Origin of the sequence: Cytobacillus firmus (assembly GCF_023612095.1) — a bacterium.
Lineage (GTDB): Bacteria > Bacillota > Bacilli > Bacillales > Cytobacillaceae > Cytobacillus.
The window spans coordinates 2,211,263-2,231,840 of the sequence record NZ_CP086235.1; the positions used below are offsets into that span (position 1 = coordinate 2,211,263).

Below are 20,578 nucleotides of genomic sequence, written 5' to 3' on the forward strand. Positions count from 1 at the left end.
AACAGTTATCACTCTTAAAGAGCCGTTTTCTATAACCAAATCAGGCATTCTGCCTATTCAAATGCTCCTCCAAATCCGAATTTAAAAAGCTCTCAGTAGCATAAGCAGAAGCCCCAAGTGCTGCAGAATAAATCGATAAATCAGCAAATGTAATATTGACATTTTCCTGATTAAACCGTAAGGAACGGTTCCTTACGACTTCCATAATCGATTCGGATATTAATTCTTTGGCAATGGCTAAGCGATTTCCTATGATGATTTGCTCTGGGTTAAATGTATTGATGATATTGTTTATGCCAATGCCGAGGCTTCGGCCGATTTGACGGAACAAATCCTTTACTTCCTCATCTTCTTTTGCCATTTCAACTAATGACTCCAGGTTCAATTCATCCCGTTTTAAATGGATATTCTTTGCCTGGTTCAGCAATGCCTGTTCAGAAGCGTATAATTCCCAGCAGCCTTTGCTGCCGCATCTGCATTCTTTTCCATCGATATCAATCACCATATGGCCCATTTCACCGGAAAATCCTTCAGCTCCCCGGTAAAGGCTGTTTTGCAAAATAAAGCCGACGCCTATGCCGATTCCAGCGCTTACATAAATGAGATTTTCAAAGTTATTCCCGGCTCCGAAACGCTTTTCCCCATATGCTCCGGCGTTCGCTTCGTTGTCGATGATGACAGGAAGGTGAAACTCTGTCTCAATTTCTTCTTTTAAATTGATATCTGTCCAGCCCAGATTAGGGGCAAGCAGGATGTTGCTTCCTTTTTTATTAACGATTCCCGGTACGCCAATACCGATTCCGATCACACCATAGGGGCTCTCAGGGGTAGAGTCCAATAGGGATTGAATGATTTCTTTTATAACAAGAATGGTTTTTTCGTACCTCATGCTATTCATATGCTTCAAATGTTCGCTCACAATATTACCGGATAAATCAGTCATGACACCTAAAATATAGTTAACCCCTAAATCAATTCCAATCGCATACCCAGCTTTTTCATTAAAGAGCAGCATCACAGGGCGCCGTCCGCCGCTCGATTTGCCTGGCCCTGTTTCAGAACAGATTTTTTCTTCTATCAGTTCGTTGACCAAGGAGGAAACTGTCCCTTTAGTCAGTCCCAAATGCTGTGCGATATCTGCCCGTGAGATAGGGGATTGGTCGATAATCGTCTGCAGAACACGTGATTTGTTTTTTATTTTTACCAGCTGCTGATTCCAAATCATAATTTTTCTCCTCAAATTCTCAATTTCTTTGTCTATTACAATCATATTCCATTTATACCATAATTAAAATTAAAAATAAAACTTAGTTCATTCAATAGACAAACTAAGTTTATGGTGTTAAAATCAATTTGTGATCAAATGAAAGCGATAACACACAGAAAAATCTATAAAAAATGGAGGAATGAAAATGAACTATTTCAAAAATGTGAGTGGAGTAAAATACGAAGGTCCAGATTCTACTAATCCATTGTCTTTTAAATATTATAATCCTGAAGAAATGATCAACGGCAAAAAAATGGAAGACCTAATGCGTTTTGCAGTTTCATACTGGCATACGTTTACGGCGGAAGGAAATGACCCTTTCGGAGAGGGCACGATGCTTCGTTCATATGATAGATTTTCCGGAATGGATCTGGCGAAGGCACGTGTAGAAGCATCCTTTGAATTCTATGAAAAACTGAATGTACCATTCTTCTGTTTCCATGATGCGGATATTGCACCTGAAGGGGATTCATTAAGCGAAACGTTTAAGAACTTAGATGAGATTACGAGCATGATTAAAGAATATATGAAATCAAGCAAAACGAAGCTATTATGGAATACCGCTAATATGTTTTCACATCCGCGCTGGCTGCACGGGGCGGCGACAGCTCCAAATGCTGATGTATTCGCTTATGCTGCTGCAAAGGTGAAAAAGGGACTTGAAATTGGCAAGGAGCTTGGTGCTGAGAACTATGTTTTCTGGGGCGGCCGCGAAGGGTACGAAACACTGCTGAATACGGACATGAAGCTTGAACAGGACAATCTTGCGCGCTTCTTCCATATGGCAATCGATTATGCAAATGAAATTGGATTTGATGCCCAATTCCTAATCGAGCCTAAGCCGAAGGAGCCTACCAAACATCAATATGATTTTGATGTGGCAACCAGTTTATCATTCCTGCAATCTTACGGCTTAAAAGACTACTTCAAATTCAATATTGAAGCAAACCACGCAACCCTTGCCGGCCATACATTTGAGCATGAACTGCATACAGCACGCATAAATGGAATGCTTGGTTCTGTGGATGCCAACCAGGGAGATACCCTGCTCGGATGGGATACGGACGAATTCCCGACAGACATCTATTCCACATCACTTGCCATGGTTGAAATTCTTAAAAATGGCGGTCTTGGAACAGGCGGCTTAAACTTTGACGCGAAGGTGAGAAGAGGTTCATTTGACCCTGAAGATCTGTTCTATGCTCATATTGCAGGAATGGACACATTTGCGGTTGGTGCGAAAGTGGCTCAGCGTTTAATTGAAGATAAAGTATTAGATAACTTCATTGCTGACAGATATAGCAGCTATACAGAAGGCATCGGCCTGGAGATCGTTGAAGGAAAAACTGACTTCCATAAGCTTGAGAAATATGCTCTTGGGCTTGAAAAGATTGAAAACAAATCCGGAAGACAGGAACAGTTAAAGGCTGTTTTAAATAAATACATTCTCGAAGCCTATGCGAGTGTAAAAGCTTAAGAGTTTAATAGAAAAGTGTAAATGTACTGGGAACCCTCAATGGCCCCAGTACATTTTTAAAAACAAAGCTTAGCATACATTTCACTATCTAAAGGATGATCAATCATGAAATATGTAATCGGGGTTGACCTTGGCACGAGCTCGGTAAAAGTATTACTTATGAATCAAAACGGAGAAGTGTGCAGCGAAGTCTCCAGATCTTATCCGCTCATTCATGAAAAGTCCGGTTACAGTGAACAGGATCCGGCTGAATGGGTTAATAAAACAGTCGATGCTCTTAAAGAACTTACAGAACATTTCGATGGAGATGAGGAAGACATACAGGGAATCAGTTTTTCAGGACAAATGCACGGACTGGTCCTTCTGGATGAAGAGAATAAGGTTCTGCGCAATGCGATCCTTTGGAATGATACACGTACAACAGAGCAGTGTCAGCAAATCTATGACATGGCTGGTGAGAAGCGTCTGCTGGAAATCACAAAGAATCCGGCCCTAGAAGGTTTCACACTGCCTAAATTGCTTTGGGTGAAGCAGCATGAGCCGGGTGTATTTGAAAAAGTGGCTGTATTTATGCTCCCTAAAGATTATCTGCGTTTTAGACTGACTGGAAAGATTCATAGTGAATATAGTGATGCTGCGGGCACGCTGCTCCTGGATGTTGGCCGGAAAATGTGGAGTGAAGAGATGTGCAGGCTAACCGGGATTGATGTGAATATATGTCCGCCTTTAGTTGAATCCCGTGAATGTGTAGGGACGTTAAAGCCAGAGGTTGCTGAGAAGACGGGATTATCTCATTTAACAAAGGTATTTGCCGGAGGAGCTGACAATGCCTGCGGTGCGATCGGTTCAGGAATTCTGTCAGAAGGCAAAACTTTGTGCAGCATTGGCACATCCGGAGTCGTTTTATCCTATGAAGAACAAAATGACAAGGATTTTCAGGGAAAGGTCCATTATTTTAATCATGGTGAAGAAAATGCCTACTACACAATGGGGGTAACCCTGTCAGCGGGACATAGTTTGAGCTGGTTTAAAGAAACGTTTGCAGAAATGGAATCATTTGACACTCTGCTGAGTGAAATAAGTGAGGTTCCGATTGGCTCGAACGGTCTCTTGTTTACACCATACCTCGCGGGTGAGCGCACGCCACATGCAGATTCGCAGATTCGGGGAAGCTTTATCGGCATGGACACTTCACATAACCGGAATGACTTTGTTCGATCGGTCATTGAAGGAATCACCTTTTCATTACATGAATCGATTGAAATATTCAGGGAAAGCGGCAAGCAGATAGATACCGTCATTTCAATTGGCGGCGGAGCCAAAAGTGATGCGTGGCTGCAAATACAGGCAGATATCTTTAACAGCACCATTGTAAAGCTTTCAAGTGAGCAAGGCCCTGCTGTAGGTGCGGCTATGCTAGCGGCATACGGATGCAACTGGTATGAATCTCTGGAAGCGTGTGCGGATGACTTCATTTCATATGAAAAATCGTATGTGCCGATACCTGAAAACGTTAAAAAATATGAGGAGCTTTTCCAGTTATATAAAGAGGTTTATGCACAAACCAGGAAACTGAATGAGGGATTGGCCGGTTTCAGGAAAAAGTAAGCTGTCTTGGGGGAGAAGGTCATGAACATAACAGAAAGTATCTTTGGCGAGTTGAATGGACACAGCGTTAAATCTTATACAATCAGCAATGATCATGGAATGAGCGTATCGTGTATCGACTACGGGGGAATCATTACCGGGATATCTGTACCTGATCGTGAAGGGAATATAGAGAATGTGGTTCTGGGTTTTGACACACTTGAAGAGTATGTAAATCATTCACCATTCTTCGGCGCAATTATCGGAAGGGTGGCCGGAAGGATAGCAGGCTCAAGCTTCACTCTTGATGGAACTGTGTACAGTCTGCCTAAAAATGATGGGGAACACCATCTTCATGGAGGAGCAGGTTTTCACCAGGTGCTTTGGGACTCGTCCGCCGAAAAGGGCTTGAATGAGGCAAATATCAGGTTCTCCTATATAAGTCCGGATGGAGAAGAAGGGTATCCCGGGACACTTGAGGCAACGGTAAACTATACACTGAATAATGATAATGAACTGATCATTAGTTATGAAGCGACAACTGATAAAAAAACGATCATCAATCTGACAAACCATACTTATTTTAACCTGAGCGGGGACTTAAAGCGGGACATTCTTGAGCATGAGGTGACAATAAAAAGTGATCACTTTCTGGAGCTTGATGATACATTGATTCCTACCGGGGAATTCATACATGTGGAAAATACACCGTTTGATTTCAGAGCCGGGAAGAAAATCACAGAAGGCTTACAGTCCAGACATCCTCAGAACATGCTTGCGGAAGGAGGCTATGATCATCCCTTTCTATTGAATACAGGTGAAATGACTGTAGCGGATTTTGCAAGCGGACGAAAACTGGCAGTGAAAACGGACAGGCCGAGTGTTGTTTTATATACAGCCAACATGCTTGGAAACGATTTTCAAATCAGGGGTGTTCAATCAAAAAGGCATTTGGGGCTGTGTCTCGAAACTCAATGTCCGCCTGATGCTGTTCATTATGAACATTTTCCTTCTATTATCCTGGAGAAAAATGAGGTCTATAAAACAAGTACAAGTTTCAAGTTTCTCGTTGTTTAATCATTTCGAATAGAAAGGAGTAAAGATAGATTTGAAAATAGTAAATTGTAAGCGCTATACCTGGTTCAAATCTGTCTTTAACAAACTATGAAACAGAATCGGAACTCTCTTTATATTGGTTCACTTACATTGGTTGCTGCGATAGGTGGTTTGCTTTTTGGGTATGATACGGCTGTTATTTCAGGAGCTGAAAAGTCACTGGAAATCTATTTGATCGAAAGTCTGGGATTAGGGTCGCTGGCCCATGGAGCGACAACCTCCAGTGCCTTAATTGGCTGTATTATTGGCGGTTTGATATCCGGTTATTTTGCGTCGAAGTTTGGCCGGAAAAATTCGCTGATTGCTGCGGCTGTCCTATTCTTCTTATCTGCTTTAGGGTCTGCTTTTCCTGAATTTTTATTTTTCACAAAAGGGGAACCGACCATCTCGTTATTGCTGACGTTTAATCTTTACCGCATTATTGGCGGAATTGGGGTTGGTCTTGCGTCAGCCATTGTTCCGATGTATATCGGTGAAATTGCACCTGCCGATATCCGCGGACGCCTGGTTTCATTCAATCAGTTTATGATCATTTTCGGAATGCTTGTCGTGTACTTTGTCAACTGGGGCATTGCCAGCGGCCGTCCATTGGAATGGATCAATGAGGTTGGCTGGAGGTACATGTTTGCATCAGAAGCTATCCCGGCCCTTGCTTTTGGTCTGCTGCTGCTCCTGGTTCCGGAAACACCACGCTACCTGGCCATTAAAAATCACGATGATAAGGCTTTAGCAGTCCTTACGAAAATTAATGGTGCAAGCGAGGCAAAAACGATCCTGGGTGAAATCAAAAAGTCGGTAACCGCCTCAGCAAATGTTCCAGCAGAAAAGCTGTTTGCGTATGGAAAATTAGTGATTGTTATAGGAATTCTGCTGTCTGTATTCCAGCAGTTTGTCGGAATTAATGTGGCTCTCTACTATGCACCGCGTATCTTTGAAAGCATGGGAGCAGCAAAGGATGCCTCAATGCTGCAGACGATTGTTATGGGTGTTATAAATGTCATCTTTACAGTGGTGGCCATTTTAACGGTGGATAAGTGGGGACGCAAGCCATTATTAATTACAGGATCCATTGGAATGGCAATCGGGATGTTTGGTGTTGCCGGAATGGCTTTTTCCAATATAATCGGCATGGGTACGTTAATTTTTATTATCGTTTATACAGCTTCTTTCATGATGTCATGGGGACCGATTTGCTGGGTACTGATCTCAGAAATTTTCCCGAACAAAATCCGTGGACAGGCCGTTGCAGTTGCTGTTGCAGCACAATGGGCCGCAAACTATTTCATTTCATCGACCTATCCGATGATGATGGAATTCAGCGGCGGCTTAACTTACGGCTTCTATGGATTGATGAGTGTCCTTTCAGCCATTTTTGTCTGGAAGTTCGTACCTGAAACGAAAGGGAAGACTCTTGAAAATATGGAGAATATGTGGAAAAGAACTGCATGATTTATTGAATGGTCATGTAAACCGGATTAAATCAGAAAAAAACGCTTGAATGTTCTCGAACATCTCAAGCGTTTTTCTTATGTTCTTCTAAAAAACCCTTAATTTTAAAAATAACTTCCGATCCCAGATGCATTTCCACTTCTCTGACTTTCTGCCGGATCAGTTTGTCTTCAACCCCAATTATTTGATAGAACTCCATTAAGACCTGATGATCCTCGAATAGCTTTTTGCCCATTTCTGTTCCCTGTTTTGTCAGAGTAATGGTTCCGTAGGGCTGAAAGTAAATGTAACCATCTTCTTTAAGCTTTCCGGCCATTTTAGACGCTGCCGAGGCGGTGACCTTCAAACTCTTGGCGATACCGGAAATGGTTGCATGGCCATGTGCTTCCTGTAAGATAAAAATGTCCAGAATATATCTCTTTATACGAATGGGGATCACATGTTTCACCTGCTTGCTGGAATTACTTCGTCAAGCCTTCTTTAATGGTTTTTATATTCCATTCCATCATCGAGATGTACGTATCGCCTTCTTCACCAGGCTTTGCCAGAGAGTCTGTAAACACTTTACCCATGATTGGAACATTGGTTTCATCAGATACGGCTTCCATGCTTCTGGCGTCAATGCTTGTTTCGAGGAATAGTCCTGTAATGCCTTTTTCATTGATAATATCTACAATTCTTGTAATTTGTTCTGGTGTTCCCTGGTTTTCCTGATTGATTTCCCAAATGTATTCACCCTGGAATCCGTAGGCTTCGCTGAAATATTTAAAAGCACCTTCACTTGTTACGAGAACCCGTTCAGATTCCGGGATTTCGTTAAATTGTGTTACAGCTTCATCATGCAGCTTTTGAAGCTTTGCAATATATTCTTCAGCGTTTTTTTCGTAAACCTCTTTATGGTCTGGATCTGCCTTAATCAGCCCATCTCTGGCATTTTCCGCGTATTTGATCCCATTTCGGATGTCCATCCATGCATGGGGATCTTCTTCGCTTTCTTTGCCTTTCGTGGTTAAGTGCATAGCCTCAACGCCTTTGCTCATCAGGAACACCGGCGCATCTTCACCGTCTTTTCCGGCTGTTTCCATCAGCTTGTTGAACCATGAATTGCCGGCTTCGAGATTCAGTCCGTTGTAAAATACAGCATCAGCGTCCGTTGTTTTTTGCACATCTTCAGGAAGCGGGTCATATTCGTGGGGATTGGAGCCGATGGGTGCCAGACTATGAATCTCAACCAAATCCCCGCCTACATTTTTTACAATGTCATACACAATCGAATAGGTAGTGACAACCTGGATTTTTCCATCATTTTTAGCAGTTGTGCTCTTTTCGCTGCTGCAGGCTGACAAAAATGACAGTAAAAGAAGGGATGCAGCCAGTAAAAGAAAGCCTTTTTTAAACATTGGGAAAACCTCCTGACATTTTTTTATTACACTAATGAAGCTCTCTTTTTCTTTACTTTCAGTGTTTTCCATATCAGCCCATGCTTAGGGGAGAATAAGAAAACGAGAATGAAGATAGCAGTGGATGATATGACTATCGTCGCTCCTGAAGCTAAATTGTAGGTGAAGCTGAAGTAAAGCCCTGTGATGGATGAAATCACCCCAATGCCGGACGCAAGGAAGATCATCATCCACAGCCGTTCAGTTAACAGATAAGCGGCAGCCGCAGGAGTGATCAGCATCGCAACAACGAGCACAATTCCTACTGTCTGAAGGGAGGCAACAGTTACCATCGTCAATAGAGTCATCAGGAAATAATGAATGAAACGCACGGGCAGTCCGTAAGCTGCGCCCATTGTCGGATCAAATGATGTCACCAATAGCTCTTTGTAAAAGAGGTATACAGCCCCTAACACAATCAGGCTGATGCCCAGTGTGATCCACATATCCGATGATCTTACTGCCAGAACATTTCCAAATAAAATATGATACAGATCTGTACTGCTTTTTAGCATCGTGATAATAATGATTCCTGAAGCAAATGCGGCTGTAAACATAATGCCAATTGAGGTATCATGCTTAATCCGGCTGTTTTGCGAGACGAAGCCGATAGCGATGGCTGTGATCACACCGCTGATTACGGCCCCGAAGAAGAAGTTTACACCCAGCATATACGAAATGGCGACACCGGGAAGTACGGCATGTGAAATGGCGTCTCCCATGAGAGCCATTCCTCTCAGGATGATAAAACACCCTATGACTCCACAGATAATTCCTACCATCACCGAGGTTAATAGCGCTTTTTGCAGAAAACCATATTGCATTACTGCTTCGATAAAAGCCATTATAATGACACCCCAATCTCATTCATAAAAGCAAATTGCCCCTGGTAGGCTTTTGCAATTACTTCCGGTTTAAAGACTTCTTCAACAGTCCCGAAGCTGATCAATTCCTTATTCAGCAGGATTAACTGATTGAAATAATCATTTGCCTTACTTAAGTCATGGTGTACAACAATCACCGTTTTTCCCTGCCTGCACAGTTCCTTCAAAATGTTCACAATCGTTTCCTCGCTCGATACATCAACCCCGACAAACGGCTCATCCAGGAAAAACAGATCCGCTTTCTGGGCAAGGGCTCTCGCGAGAAAGACTCTCTGCTGCTGTCCGCCTGACAATTCACCAATCTGTCTTTTGCTGAATTCCTGCATGCCGACTCGCTGAAGGCATTCCATGGCCCATTCTTTATCTTTCTTTTTTGGTCGGCGGAACAATTTTAAATGGGGGTAGGTCCCAATAAGAACGGCGTCTAGCACCGTGATGGGAAAATCCCAGTCTATGTCATTCCGCTGGGGGACATAGGCGATGCTTTTGCGCACTTCAGTGATGGGTTTTCCCAGCACCTTTACTGCACCTTTATCCTTTGGTATGAGATTCAGCATGGCTTTTAGAAAGGTTGATTTTCCTGCACCATTCGGTCCGATAATGCCCACCAGATTGCCGGTATTCACCGATAGGCTGACCCCTGTTACCGCTTCATTTCCAAAATAGGAAACGTGCAAATCCTGTATGGAGATAGCTGGATCCTTCATTTTTTTATCCTCCTTCATTTTCCAATTTTAAACATATACAAATTAATTGTTTTTATACAATTTAACGTCGTATGGACAAGTTTTATGGATTTATAAAAAAGTTTTGCCTTAATGCAAATTATATGCGAATGCTAAACAATGTCAACACAAAAATTAATTTTTACTGAAAGTTTAATATTGACATTAAAATCGGAGAATTATGATTTAAGGCTCTGGCATTCACATTGTTTAATGGTAAAATTAGGTGAGTATATCCAATAATAGATAGTAAATTTGTGATTATATGAAACTTTTTACCCTTTTTGATCGTTTAATTAGTAGAAGGCGGGATAGGTGTTTATGATCGAAGATGTTTGGTCCGCTCTGATCGTTATGGCCTTTTCTTACGCATTGGGAAGCATAACTGGAGCTTATTACGTGGTTAAATATTTAGCTAAAGAGGATATAAGGTATATAGGGAGCGGGAATGCAGGAGCTACGAATGCCGGAAGAGCATACGGGAAGACCGGGTTTTTGCTGACCATAGCCGTTGATGCGGGAAAGACATGGGGAGCTTTATATGTGACTGGACTCTTGTTTGAAGGGGAAGGTTTATTCATACTTAGCGCTCTTTGCGTACTGCTGGGCCATCTTTTTCCACTTCAGCTGGGTTTTCATGGCGGAAAAGGAGTGGTTGTCTATCTGGCTTCTGCTTTGTACCTGGAGCCGCTCACAATCGCGGTTATGGCCATTATAATGGGAATCAGCTATGCAGCTCTTAAGAGGTATACCGTATCAGGTTTTATCTCCATGGCTTCTATACCCATAACCGCCTGGGTGATTGGGGATTCATTCATTATTGCGGCAGGCCTGCTGCTGATGTTTATCATTGTCGTAATATCCCATACAAATTTCATCATGCCTAAGCATAGGAGGTAAACTATGAATATTATCTGCAAAATTGCAGCCGAACCTGATGAATTTGAACAAATCCATCAGCTGAACTATCAGACATTTGTGGAAGAGATTCCGCAGCATAAGCAAAATGAAAATCAGCATTTAATCGATAAATTTCATGAAGAAAATACATATGTAATTGCCAAGGCTGGCGAGGAAGTGGCAGGAATGATCGCCATTCGTGCAAAAAGGCCATTTTCACTTGATTATAAGCTTCCAAATCTCGAAGAATACTTGCCTGTGAAAGGTGAATATTGCGAGGTACGACTGCTGTCAGTTAAAAAAGAATACCGCAGCACCCGGGTTTTTTTTCAGCTTTGTGAAAAGCTTGTGGAGCTTTGCCTTGAAAAAAATTATACGATGGCGCTGATCTCAGGGACGGTCAGGCAGCTGAAATTATATAAGCGGATTGGCTTTTTGCCTTTTGGTCCTCTGACAGGAGAGGAAGGAGCCCAATTTCAGCCCATGTACTTAACAAAAGAGAATTTCGAACGTTCCACAACAGCCTTTAAACGCTTAATGGCCAGAAACTCAGAGCAGTCCGGGCAGCATTCTTTTTTGCCGGGACCAGTCCCTGTTCATGAGAATGTGAAAAATGCTTTTGCCAAAGAAGCCGTGTCTCATCGCAATCATGATTTTATCAAGGGATTAAAGGAATTGCGTTCTCAATTATGCAGGATGACAGGTGCCTCCAATGCACAAATTATTGTCGGGACGGGAACCCTTTCCAACGATCTTGTGGCTGCCCAGCTGAAAAACATGGAGGGGAATGGGCTGATCCTGGCCAATGGTGAATTCGGCTATCGTCTCATTGATCATGCCAGAAGATTTCAGTTATCTTTCCAGACGATTGAAAAAGACTGGAATGAACCGATCCTGCATGAGGAAATTGCCTACATGCTGACAGAAAATCCTTCTATAAAATGGGTCTGGACGGTTCATTGTGAAACCTCAACAGGGTATTTATTTGATATCAGCGGATTTCAGGAGCTATGTGCGAAGCATGGTGCCGAGCTTTGCGTGGATGCATGCAGTACAGCCGGAATCGTTTCGCTTAATCTGAAGAATATTTATTTGGCAACGTCCGTCAGCGGAAAAGGATTTGGCTCATACCCGGGTCTTGCGATCGTGTTCCATCGAGACCGGATTAAAGGGAACAGCAGTGTTCCCAGATACCTGGATTTAAAGATGTATGAGGATAATGAAAGCATTCCTTATACCCATTCTTCCAATCTGGTCTACGCATTAAAAGAGAGTATAAAGCTGATAGATTATGAGAAGATAAACCGATTGTCTTTAAAAGTAAGGGAAAAGCTTGCAGAAAAGGGTTTTTCCATTCTGGGCGGGGACGATTACTCGCCAGGCATTATTACTGTCCATTTGCCGGAGGGCATTTCCAGCAGGGAATACGGCGATTTATGCAAACAGAAAGGAATTCTTCTAAGCTATGAAAGCGGGTACCTGCTCGAAAGAAATTGGGTTCAGGTGGCTCTTATGGGGGCGCAGGAAGAAGAGAAGGTCATGGCTTCTATTGAAATGATGGCTCGTATTTTCGAAAAACACTATGAAAAGCGGTATGATTATGAAGTTATTTAAGAAGCTTCCACCCATTTGGGCTGCCGTTATCTTTATCTGGATCAAGACGGCTGCTGTATCCTTTATCGGATTCAATTTGCACCCGGAGACCTGGACTGATATTTTATTTATGCTATTAAGCCCGATCGGGGCCATAATGGTCATTCTTGGCGTACCTTATTATTTTAAGCGAAAGGTCAGACCGGGAGTTGTTTTTGCAGCGATGGCTGTTATGACCGGCATTCTTTTTGGGGACCTTCTTTACTATCGTTTCTATACCGATTTTGTTACCGTTCCGATCCTTTTTCAGTTTAAAAATGTCGGAGGGATTGGACCGAGTACGTTTGAATTGATCAGCACGTGGGATCTTCTGTTATTGGCTGATCTGGTTGTTTTCTGGCTATTCTATTTAAAACGGAAATCAGTACAAGTGCAGTTTTCAAATAAATCAAAAAGGCTATATGGTTCTGTCAGTCTGATGTTTGTTCTAATAACCATCACGCTTGGCTTGGTAAAAGTGCCTCATTTATTTTCGGAATCCTATAATCGCCAGCAGCTTGTTAAGCATATAGGCTTGTATCAGTATCATCTTTATGATATAGGAATCGCTGCAGCAAACCCGCTCAACCGCGCTTTTGCCAGTGCAACAGATGCTGAGGCTTCTGCTGAGTATGTGCAATCACATGAAGATAAGCCATCAGATTACTTTGGCGCCGCAAAAGGTATGAATGTCGTTCTGATCAGCATGGAGTCCACACAGAATTTTGTGATCAACCAGAAGGTGAATGGGCAGGAAATAACGCCTTTCCTTAATTCACTGACTGAAGACAGCTTTTATTTCAGCCGGGTCTATGATCAGACAGCACAGGGCAAAACATCGGACTCGGAATTCATGGTTGATACGGGCCTTTATCCTTTGTCCAGCGGGTCAGCGTTTGTCCGGAAAACGGAAAACGCTTATCGGAGCCTGCCGCATATATTAGCTGAAAAGGATTATTACTCAGCCGTTTTCCACGGGAATGACGCTTCGTTCTGGAATCGGGAGGCCATGTATGATTCCTTAGGATACAATCGTTATTTTTCAAAAGCCGATTATATGGTGAGTGATGAGAACTCAGTGAACTACGGGATTAAAGATATTCCATTTTTTCAGCAATCCATTCAGCATCTGGATAACCTGCAAAAGCCTTTCTACGCAAGGTTTATCACATTAACAAACCATTTTCCGTTTTTGCTGGAGGAGGAAGATCAGTTTATTCCTGAGGCCACCACCAGTGAAATGGTGGTCAATCGCTATGTCACAACAGTCAGATACCAGGATGAAGCCATAAAAACCTTCTTCCAGGACCTAAAAAAGAAGGGACTCTATGATAATACGATGTTCGTATTGTATGGCGACCATTATGGCATCTCTGATAAATATGAGCATGGCGTTCTCGAACTGCTGGGGCAGGAAGATACGATTGTGAACCGCATGCAGCTGCAGAGTGTGCCGCTGATTATCCATGTGCCGGGTGTGGAGGGCAAAACGTTTTCGAACCTTGGCGGGGAAATCGATATCAGGGCAACGATTCTTCATCTGCTCGGCATGAGTGCTGATGATAACTTCAGCTTCGGGCAAAACCTGTTTACAAGGGATCCCGATCATCCCGTTACCTTCCGGGATGGAAGTTTCATAGCGAAAGACTATTTGTACAAAGCCGGTAAATGCTTCAAAAGAAAATCGGAAGCAGAAACAGATATAAGTGGCTGTGAACCTTTAATGGATATCTCCAGGAAAGAGCTCGGGTTCTCTGATGATATTGTGCATGGGGATTTAATGAGGTTTATGGAGTAATTTTTTTGGAGGAGAAGCATGGAAGTTTTCGGGTTTATATTCTTATGGGGAATTCCGTTGCTGCTGCTTTGGAGCTTTATTTTAACGCTTATCAAAGTTAAGAGAGCAGGCAGCGAAGGACAATTCCTGGGCAGGACGCTGACATTTATCGGCGGAATTTATCATTACACCATTTCTTCATTTGCCGCTTGGGTTGGTTTGATTGCCATCGCATTTGGAATTGCAGCGCTGGTGGAGGGTTCAATCTTCGGTGCATTATTCTTTGGTTTATTCGGTGTTTTTATGGTTTATAACTTTTTTCCAAGATTGAATATGACCGAATGAGATTGAGGTATGTCCTATGTGGCATGCCTCTTATTTCTTTTTTGTAGGTATTGGGTCATTGGCCACAAAGAAAGCAGAAAAGAGGATGTGAGAGTCGGAACCCGGGTCAGTTTCGGACACAGAAAGGCGGAAACCATGGATTTGAGTCGGAACCTGGGTCAACTTCGGACACAAAAAGGAGAAAAGAGACCGGTAGAGTCAGAACCTGTTGCAAGTTCGGACACAAAAAGGAGAAAAGAGACCGGTAGAGTCAGAACTTGGTGCAAGTTCTGACACAAAAAGGAGAAAAGAGGCCGGTAGAGTCAGAACCTGGCGCAACTTCGGACGCAGAAAGGAGAAAAGAGGCCGGTAGAGTCAGAACCTGGTTCAACTTCGGACACAGAAAGGCGGAACTATGGAACGGAGTCGGAACCCGGGTCAGCTTGGGACACAGCAAGCAGAAACCGTGAATCAGAGTCAAAACTCTGTGCAGCTTCGGACACAGAAATCTCTAAAGAGAGGCAGTCGGAGACCGAACTCCGAGCATCTTCTAACACCAGACAGGAGTAAGAAGGCTGAACTTTTTGAAACAATTCAGCCTTTATTTATAATTGAACGATAAATCTGTTTAATAGTCTCCATATGAATGGCTTCATGGTAAAAGCCGAATAAAAAAGCCTCTCCGGTTGTGTAAAAGGTAATGCCGCCGCGGTTTGTAAAGGGACTTGGCAGTTTTTGATCCATACGCCCATGAAGAAATGTCTTTATCCTGGGTTTTTGTTCGGTAAAGACGGACGCAATTTCCTTGAATGAAGGCGGTGCCTCGAACCAATCGGCAGGCTTAGTTCCAGCGCCAAATAACCGTTCATAGTTCACTGGGACGTTCATTTTTTTACCTGATATTCCAAAGACAAGCTTTTCCTGGACAAATGCAATATGCCCGAAGTTCCAGCGGATACTATTGTTAAATCCTTCTGGTATGATATCAGCCATTTCTTCTGGAATCCGTCTGATTGATTTTTCTGTAATGCCACGCACTTTTTCCATATGATCAAAAATTGTCTGTTCCAATAAATTCACCCTCCATATTAAAGCTCATTGCATTAAAGTTCTAGGGCTTCACTTCATTTTCCTACGGCTTTATTTCTTTTTGTCCAGAAGAGCTATGTATAATTTATAACCTTAAGTCTCAAGTCCTATAACCATATACAGCGCAGGCTTCTTAACCTAAGAGACGTATCTCCATATTATAAGAATATAATCATATTTTTAATAAGGAGATACGCTATGTCTAATCAAAATATCTATATACTCCTTACGGATACCGGAACGTTATTTACGCGGCTTATTAAGCTTTACACAAAAAAGCCTTATAACCATGCTTCTATTTCAATTGACCCTGAATTAAAAAATGTGTACAGCTTTGGCAGGAAAACGGCGAAAAATCCGTTTATAGGCGGTTTTGTTAAAGAAAATTTAAGAGGGAAATTTTTTACTGACTCAAAGTGTACTGTCATCAGCTGTTCTGTTACAGATGCACAGCTAAACAAGCTTAAAGCACTTATAAATAAGATAGAATCTGAAAAAGACGATTACAGTTATAATCTGCTGGGCCTTTTTGCCATCATGTTTAATAAACAACTCTCAAGAAAAAATACTTTTTTCTGCTCTCAATTTGTAGCAACTGTCTTGCAGAGATGTGAAATTGTCAAATTTAATAAACCGCCTGCCCTTGTTATGCCGCACGAATTAATGGAAAAGGAAGATTTCATTGTTGTTTTTCAGGGAAGCCTGAAAGAGTATTTTCTTACTATTGAATGCCGGGCGATAGAAATAAACACCGGCATTTCAACGAATGGCCAGGAAAAGTTCGGACAATCGCTGGCCATTTCCTAATGGCTGCACTCAATGCCGCTTCTTTTTATAAGCCAAAGGTGTCATATTCATCGCATTACGGAATTTTTCAATAAAATAACTGCTGCTGTTAAAGCCTACTTTATACGCAACCTCAGTTACATTCGAACCCGGCTCCTGAAGCAGGGAGAGGCTTTTTTGCAGGCGGTGCTGAATCAGGTAATTAATGGGTGTCGTCCTGAGAATCTTTTTAAAGTATCTGCAGCATTCAGAATTGCTCAGTCTGCCGGCTTTGGCAATATCACTTAGGATGACTTTTTCAGCATAATGCTCATGGATCCAATTCAGCATTTCCTTCATCCGACTGTGTTTTTCAGCCTCAGTCTGGCTGTATTCCCGCTGGAATCCGTTTCGGATTAACTGCTGCCAAATGAATGTGAGCAGACTGGCTGTATCAATCTCATAAAATGGTGAATTCTCATGAATTAATTTCCTGATTTCCAGGATGCTGTCTATTATATTGTTTTCCCATTCTTCATTACCCTTCAAAATTAGGCCTGGAAGATTTGTTGCTGAAATATACGCAGAAATATAGCTGCTGAACAATTCCTGGGGAAGCAGGAAATGAGGGGAGACATTTAAACAAATGTACACGCAATCTCCGCTAATATCCTCGGTTGAATGAAGGCACCCGCTATTGATGAACAGGCAGTCTCCTTCTTTAACCGCAAATTTCTCTTCATTGACTTGAACCATGGCTTCTCCTTTAAGGGTCAGGATAAATTGAATTTCCTCATGCCAATGCAAAGGAACTTTGCCTTGAATATGATCTGCGATCTTCGTCTCGTAGCACGCGACAGGCATCACCACTGTCCTGTGGCTCGTCAATTCCTTCAGGCTTTCATCCACTTTAAAATCTTTAATCTGCAAAAAAGCCACCTCAATATTGTTATACTTTTTTATGATATCCAGCTATTTTTATCACAGAATTTGGTTTATTATAACACTATTATTATATTTAAGGTGGAGTCGAACATGAAAGGACGTTCAAGGAGTACGGGTTTATTGCTCGTTATTTTTGGAGCTTCATTCTGGGGTGTTGGCGGAACTGTTGCCCAAAAGCTTTTTCAGGAATTCGGCATCTCAGTTGATTGGCTTGTCACAGCCCGGCTTCTGATCGCTGGTGTGCTACTCTTAGCCGTACAATTTTTGCTGAAGGATAGCTCACAGGTGTTTGGAGTGTGGAAGAATAAAAAAGCAGCTATCATGCTTTTGATTTTTGGCCTGGCGGGAATGCTGGCCGTACAGTATACCTATATGGCTTCCATTCACCATGGCAATGCGGCTGTTGCCACGCTGCTTCAATATTTGGCACCAGCTATGATTATCATTTATCTGGTCCTGCGTAAGCAATCGGTGTTTACAAGACAGGATTTGGTGACCGTGTCCCTTGCTTTAGCGGGGTGCTTTCTTCTATTGACCAATGGTTCTGTTTCTCAGCTGTCCGTACCCTCACCTGCGATTGTATGGGGAGTTCTATCCGGTGTGGCACTGGCGTTTTATACGTTGTATGCCGTCCCGCTGCTGAAGGAGTATGATTCCCTTGTCGTGGTTGGCTGGGCGATGGTGATTGGCGGATTTGCATTGAGTTTCATCCATCCCCCATGGGAAATGGATTTCGGCAGCTTAAAGGCTGAAGCATTCCTGTATTTGGTTTTCGTTATTATTTTTGGAACGATGCTTGCGTTCTGGTTCTACATTGAAAGTCTCCAAACGCTGTCTCCGACCGAAACCAGTCTTTTAAGCAGCCTCGAGCCGCTTGCCGCAGTATTTACGACGGTTATCTGGCTGAACGAACCATTCGGCCTATTTCAATGGGCGGGTACTGCCTGTATTTTTGGCATGATTCTGCTGCTGGCTTTGAGTAAGAAAAAACCGGCAAAAACCAGTGATTCTGCTGAAAATGAAGAACCATTAAGAGTGAGCTGAGAGCCAGTCCCTTTCGCAGGGGCTGGTTTTTTCTTGCTTAGGTTTGGGTGCGGCAGGACATGATTTCTTTGAGGAAATTTGGTATTCGCTCATAAACCGAAGGAAATCGCTCATAAAATAAGTTTTTCGCTCATAAAAAACAAAAAACGCTCATAACCACTGCCATTTCAAATTTTAATAAATTCTCCGCTGTAATTTTGCCCACACTAAGCATTATATTTTCCTAAATTTATTTCGGTTGTTAAAATAAAGTCAATTCTTCATGAAGGAGATTAAAAAATGACGAATATACAAATACCTGTTTCTGTTTTAAACCTTGCCCCGATACGAGAGGGGAAGGACAGCAGGCAGGCCATCGAAGATCTTGTTGATCTGGCCCAGGCAACAGAGGAAATGGGCTACAAACGCTATTGGATAGCGGAGCACCATAATACCCCGACACTGGTTAGTTCTGCCACGGCTATTTTAATAAAACATGCATTGGAGCATACTAAAACGATTCGCGTTGGCTCCGGCGGAATAATGCTGCCGAATCATGCGCCATTAGTGGTTGCCGAGCAATTCGGCACGATGGCGACCATTTATCCGGATCGGGTCGATTTGGGCCTCGGAAGGGCACCTGGTACGGATATGATGACGGCTAATGCGCTTCGCCGTTCAAAAAATGATTCTGTTTATACATTCCCTGAGGATGTGAAGCAGCTGCTGACATACTTTGGTCCTTTAGAGGAGCAGAGTTATGTAAAAGCACACCCGGGTGTTGAAACGAACATTCCCATTTATATTCTTGGTTCTTCGACAGATTCAGCGTATTTGGCTGCTGAGCTGGGGCTTCCATATGTGTTTGCTTCACACTTTGCTCCAAGGTGGATGGAGGACGCCATCCGGATCTACCGTGCCAACTTTAAGCCTTCGCAGTATCTGGATAAACCATATATGATGATCTGCTTAAATGTCATTGCAGCAGAAACGGATGAGGAAGCGGAATTCCTGTCCACAACGATGAAACAGTTTTTCCTGAATGTCGTCAGAGGAACTTCCATGAAATTGAGCCCTCCGGTCGAGGATCTGGACTCCATCTGGAACCCAATGGAGAAGGAAGCCGCAGAGGGGATGTCAAGCGTCACCCTGATGGGCAGCAAAGAAACTGTCAAAGGACAGCTGGAGCAGTTCCAGAGCATGTACAATGTGGAGGAAATCATGGCAGTTTCCTATATTTATGACGAAGAAAAACAAAAACGTTCCTATGAAATATTGAAAGAAATTACAGACGGCAAATGAGCGGGGAAATATTCCCCGCTTTTCATATTTCTCGGGAAAGCGCAGGATTAGACTATTCTTGCGCGCGGAGGTCGTATCATGGCTCTTATTGCCGAAAGATGAAAAGCTCTGCTTTATTCTATGGTTTCCTGTTTGTAAAGTGCAGGATTGGCTGCCGTATTCAAACTCTGTGCAGACGCCCACAGATTTGCCAGGAAGCGCGGCATCATCTGCTGTGACGGAAGAGTGCCATATCTGGAAAAGTAAACAAACAGCTTCAAATAAGTTCTTGCATTATTCGGCAGGTGAATTTTCTTTGCGTAGTATTCATTTTCCGTAAAGGTTGCAAAAGAACGGGTTTCAAAGCCGGAAATTAACCGTGTGCTCTCTCCTTTGTATTCATTTTCAATGTAATGGATTCTTTTTATAATGGTGGGGTCATCAGAGCCATCATAATTAGCAAGCTTGGCTTGCCGGTATGCTGGGACAGATGACAGGTTATCTGTAAGTGCAAGTGCATGACCGTATGCTTTGTCATGACCTTCATATAGAGGCTTGATATCGGCATTCCCCATTAAATCCACTAAACGCAATTCCTCATTTTCCAAATAGGGCGGTCTGAAAATCTGTCTCGAAAGCTTAAGCTCATCGAGTGAATCACATACAAATGAAGTGAAAAAATACCACTGGCCATTGTCATCCAGGCTGATATCATAATCCTGCCCTTCAATTTCTATCTGGTAATCAATGAAGCGATCTTTACGGTCGAATGTAAAATCAAATTGTTCTTTTTCTGCTGGTTTAAATCCATATGGAGTTTGAATCGGTACACAGATTTCTGAGAAGTATTGGTTTTTCATGCTGACTCACACCTTACATTTCTTTTATTCTGCTATAG

The 20,578-nt window shown here is 42.6% G+C and carries 19 protein-coding genes; 11 read left to right on the forward strand and 8 right to left on the reverse strand.

The window, feature by feature from the left end; all coding sequences use genetic code 11:
• Positions 1-40: 40 nt before the first annotated feature.
• Complete coding sequence (locus tag LLY41_RS11245; RefSeq protein ID WP_304585384.1) at positions 41-1,225, reverse strand: ROK family transcriptional regulator; 1,185 nt, start codon at positions 1,223-1,225, stop codon at positions 41-43.
• Positions 1,226-1,412: 187 nt separating this feature from the next.
• Here LLY41_RS11245 and xylA point away from each other — a divergent pair, with 187 nt between their 5' ends.
• The 4 genes from xylA to xylE all read left to right on the forward strand — a co-directional run bounded on the left by xylA (position 1,413) and on the right by xylE (position 6,896).
• Positions 1,413-2,744 carry a xylose isomerase gene (gene xylA, locus LLY41_RS11250; RefSeq protein ID WP_304585385.1) on the forward strand — a complete coding sequence of 444 codons (1,332 nt, stop codon included), beginning with the start codon at positions 1,413-1,415 and terminating at the stop codon, positions 2,742-2,744.
• 105 nt (positions 2,745-2,849) lie between these two features.
• The gene (xylB, locus tag LLY41_RS11255) at positions 2,850-4,352 is read left to right on the forward strand and encodes a xylulokinase (RefSeq protein WP_304585386.1); all 1,503 of its coding nucleotides are present in this window, start codon (positions 2,850-2,852) and stop codon (positions 4,350-4,352) included.
• A gap of 21 nt (positions 4,353-4,373) precedes the next feature.
• On the forward strand, positions 4,374-5,408 hold the full coding sequence (locus LLY41_RS11260; protein ID WP_304585387.1) for an aldose epimerase family protein: 1,035 nt from the start codon (positions 4,374-4,376) through the stop codon (positions 5,406-5,408).
• 87 nt (positions 5,409-5,495) lie between these two features.
• Positions 5,496-6,896 carry a D-xylose transporter XylE gene (xylE, locus tag LLY41_RS11265; protein WP_304585388.1) on the forward strand — a complete coding sequence of 467 codons (1,401 nt, stop codon included), beginning with the start codon at positions 5,496-5,498 and terminating at the stop codon, positions 6,894-6,896.
• A 64-nt stretch (positions 6,897-6,960) separates the two neighbouring features.
• Here xylE and LLY41_RS11270 read toward each other — a convergent pair whose 3' ends face one another.
• The 4 genes from LLY41_RS11270 to LLY41_RS11285 are packed head-to-tail and all read right to left on the reverse strand — an operon-like array spanning position 6,961 to position 9,926.
• Positions 6,961-7,335, reverse strand: coding sequence for a metal-dependent transcriptional regulator (locus LLY41_RS11270; RefSeq protein WP_304585389.1), 375 nt, complete (start codon positions 7,333-7,335; stop codon positions 6,961-6,963).
• Between the two features lie 22 nt (positions 7,336-7,357).
• On the reverse strand, positions 7,358-8,296 hold the full coding sequence (locus LLY41_RS11275) for a metal ABC transporter substrate-binding protein (RefSeq protein WP_304585390.1): 939 nt from the start codon (positions 8,294-8,296) through the stop codon (positions 7,358-7,360).
• A gap of 26 nt (positions 8,297-8,322) precedes the next feature.
• The gene (locus tag LLY41_RS11280; RefSeq protein ID WP_076257942.1) at positions 8,323-9,180 is read right to left on the reverse strand and encodes a metal ABC transporter permease; all 858 of its coding nucleotides are present in this window, start codon (positions 9,178-9,180) and stop codon (positions 8,323-8,325) included.
• Positions 9,180-9,926, reverse strand: a complete 747-nt coding sequence (locus tag LLY41_RS11285) for a metal ABC transporter ATP-binding protein (protein WP_304585391.1) — start codon at positions 9,924-9,926, stop codon at positions 9,180-9,182. The genes LLY41_RS11280 and LLY41_RS11285 overlap by 1 nt, the downstream gene beginning before the upstream one ends.
• Positions 9,927-10,265: 339 nt before the next feature.
• Here LLY41_RS11285 and LLY41_RS11290 point away from each other — a divergent pair, with 339 nt between their 5' ends.
• The 4 genes from LLY41_RS11290 to LLY41_RS11305 are packed head-to-tail and all read left to right on the forward strand — an operon-like array spanning position 10,266 to position 14,598.
• On the forward strand, positions 10,266-10,844 hold the full coding sequence (locus LLY41_RS11290) for a glycerol-3-phosphate acyltransferase (RefSeq protein WP_304588031.1): 579 nt from the start codon (positions 10,266-10,268) through the stop codon (positions 10,842-10,844).
• Between the two features lie 3 nt (positions 10,845-10,847).
• Positions 10,848-12,458 carry an aminotransferase class V-fold PLP-dependent enzyme gene (locus LLY41_RS11295; protein WP_304585392.1) on the forward strand — a complete coding sequence of 537 codons (1,611 nt, stop codon included), beginning with the start codon at positions 10,848-10,850 and terminating at the stop codon, positions 12,456-12,458.
• On the forward strand, positions 12,445-14,274 hold the full coding sequence (locus LLY41_RS11300) for an LTA synthase family protein (RefSeq protein ID WP_304585393.1): 1,830 nt from the start codon (positions 12,445-12,447) through the stop codon (positions 14,272-14,274). Before LLY41_RS11295 ends, LLY41_RS11300 begins: the two co-directional genes overlap by 14 nt.
• Before the next feature lie 18 nt (positions 14,275-14,292).
• A complete protein-coding gene (locus LLY41_RS11305) occupies positions 14,293-14,598 on the forward strand; it encodes a hypothetical protein (RefSeq protein WP_304585394.1) in 306 nt (101 codons plus the stop codon).
• A gap of 573 nt (positions 14,599-15,171) precedes the next feature.
• Here the strand turns inward: LLY41_RS11305 and LLY41_RS11310 are convergent.
• Complete coding sequence (locus tag LLY41_RS11310; protein WP_095243078.1) at positions 15,172-15,648, reverse strand: DinB family protein; 477 nt, start codon at positions 15,646-15,648, stop codon at positions 15,172-15,174.
• Between the two features lie 216 nt (positions 15,649-15,864).
• Here LLY41_RS11310 and LLY41_RS11315 point away from each other — a divergent pair, with 216 nt between their 5' ends.
• Entirely contained in the window at positions 15,865-16,473 is a 609-nt protein-coding gene (locus LLY41_RS11315) for a hypothetical protein (protein ID WP_304585395.1), read from the forward strand.
• A gap of 9 nt (positions 16,474-16,482) precedes the next feature.
• On the opposite strand, the gene LLY41_RS11320 is transcribed toward LLY41_RS11315, so the two are convergent.
• Positions 16,483-17,361 carry an AraC family transcriptional regulator gene (locus tag LLY41_RS11320; RefSeq protein WP_304585396.1) on the reverse strand — a complete coding sequence of 293 codons (879 nt, stop codon included), beginning with the start codon at positions 17,359-17,361 and terminating at the stop codon, positions 16,483-16,485.
• A 105-nt stretch (positions 17,362-17,466) separates the two neighbouring features.
• Between LLY41_RS11320 and LLY41_RS11325 the strand changes: the two genes are divergently transcribed.
• Together LLY41_RS11325 and LLY41_RS11330 are read left to right on the forward strand one after the other, a co-directional pair.
• On the forward strand, positions 17,467-18,420 hold the full coding sequence (locus LLY41_RS11325; RefSeq protein ID WP_304585397.1) for a DMT family transporter: 954 nt from the start codon (positions 17,467-17,469) through the stop codon (positions 18,418-18,420).
• Between the two features lie 279 nt (positions 18,421-18,699).
• Positions 18,700-19,701 carry an LLM class flavin-dependent oxidoreductase gene (locus LLY41_RS11330; RefSeq protein WP_304585398.1) on the forward strand — a complete coding sequence of 334 codons (1,002 nt, stop codon included), beginning with the start codon at positions 18,700-18,702 and terminating at the stop codon, positions 19,699-19,701.
• Between the two features lie 113 nt (positions 19,702-19,814).
• Here LLY41_RS11330 and LLY41_RS11335 read toward each other — a convergent pair whose 3' ends face one another.
• The gene (locus LLY41_RS11335; protein ID WP_304585399.1) at positions 19,815-20,540 is read right to left on the reverse strand and encodes a hypothetical protein; all 726 of its coding nucleotides are present in this window, start codon (positions 20,538-20,540) and stop codon (positions 19,815-19,817) included.
• Positions 20,541-20,578 lie beyond the last annotated feature (38 nt).

Excerpts from the sequence above, each read along its gene's own strand:
- LLY41_RS11285 (WP_304585391.1), bottom strand. The coding sequence starts at position 9,926 with ATGAAGGATCCAGCTATCTCCATACAGGATTTGCACGTTTCCTATTTT.
- LLY41_RS11300 (WP_304585393.1), top strand. The coding sequence starts at position 12,445 with ATGAAGTTATTTAAGAAGCTTCCACCCATTTGGGCTGCCGTTATCTTT.
- xylB (WP_304585386.1), top strand. The coding sequence starts at position 2,850 with ATGAAATATGTAATCGGGGTTGACCTTGGCACGAGCTCGGTAAAAGTA.
- LLY41_RS11325 (WP_304585397.1), top strand. The coding sequence starts at position 17,467 with ATGAAAGGACGTTCAAGGAGTACGGGTTTATTGCTCGTTATTTTTGGA.
- LLY41_RS11330 (WP_304585398.1), top strand. The coding sequence starts at position 18,700 with ATGACGAATATACAAATACCTGTTTCTGTTTTAAACCTTGCCCCGATA.
- LLY41_RS11305 (WP_304585394.1), top strand. The coding sequence starts at position 14,293 with ATGGAAGTTTTCGGGTTTATATTCTTATGGGGAATTCCGTTGCTGCTG.
- LLY41_RS11280 (WP_076257942.1), bottom strand. The coding sequence starts at position 9,180 with ATGGCTTTTATCGAAGCAGTAATGCAATATGGTTTTCTGCAAAAAGCG.
- LLY41_RS11245 (WP_304585384.1), bottom strand. The coding sequence starts at position 1,225 with ATGATTTGGAATCAGCAGCTGGTAAAAATAAAAAACAAATCACGTGTT.
- xylA (WP_304585385.1), top strand. The coding sequence starts at position 1,413 with ATGAACTATTTCAAAAATGTGAGTGGAGTAAAATACGAAGGTCCAGAT.
- LLY41_RS11295 (WP_304585392.1), top strand. The coding sequence starts at position 10,848 with ATGAATATTATCTGCAAAATTGCAGCCGAACCTGATGAATTTGAACAA.
- LLY41_RS11335 (WP_304585399.1), bottom strand. The coding sequence starts at position 20,540 with ATGAAAAACCAATACTTCTCAGAAATCTGTGTACCGATTCAAACTCCA.
- LLY41_RS11275 (WP_304585390.1), bottom strand. The coding sequence starts at position 8,296 with ATGTTTAAAAAAGGCTTTCTTTTACTGGCTGCATCCCTTCTTTTACTG.
- xylE (WP_304585388.1), top strand. The coding sequence starts at position 5,496 with ATGAAACAGAATCGGAACTCTCTTTATATTGGTTCACTTACATTGGTT.
- LLY41_RS11290 (WP_304588031.1), top strand. The coding sequence starts at position 10,266 with ATGATCGAAGATGTTTGGTCCGCTCTGATCGTTATGGCCTTTTCTTAC.
- LLY41_RS11315 (WP_304585395.1), top strand. The coding sequence starts at position 15,865 with ATGTCTAATCAAAATATCTATATACTCCTTACGGATACCGGAACGTTA.
- LLY41_RS11260 (WP_304585387.1), top strand. The coding sequence starts at position 4,374 with ATGAACATAACAGAAAGTATCTTTGGCGAGTTGAATGGACACAGCGTT.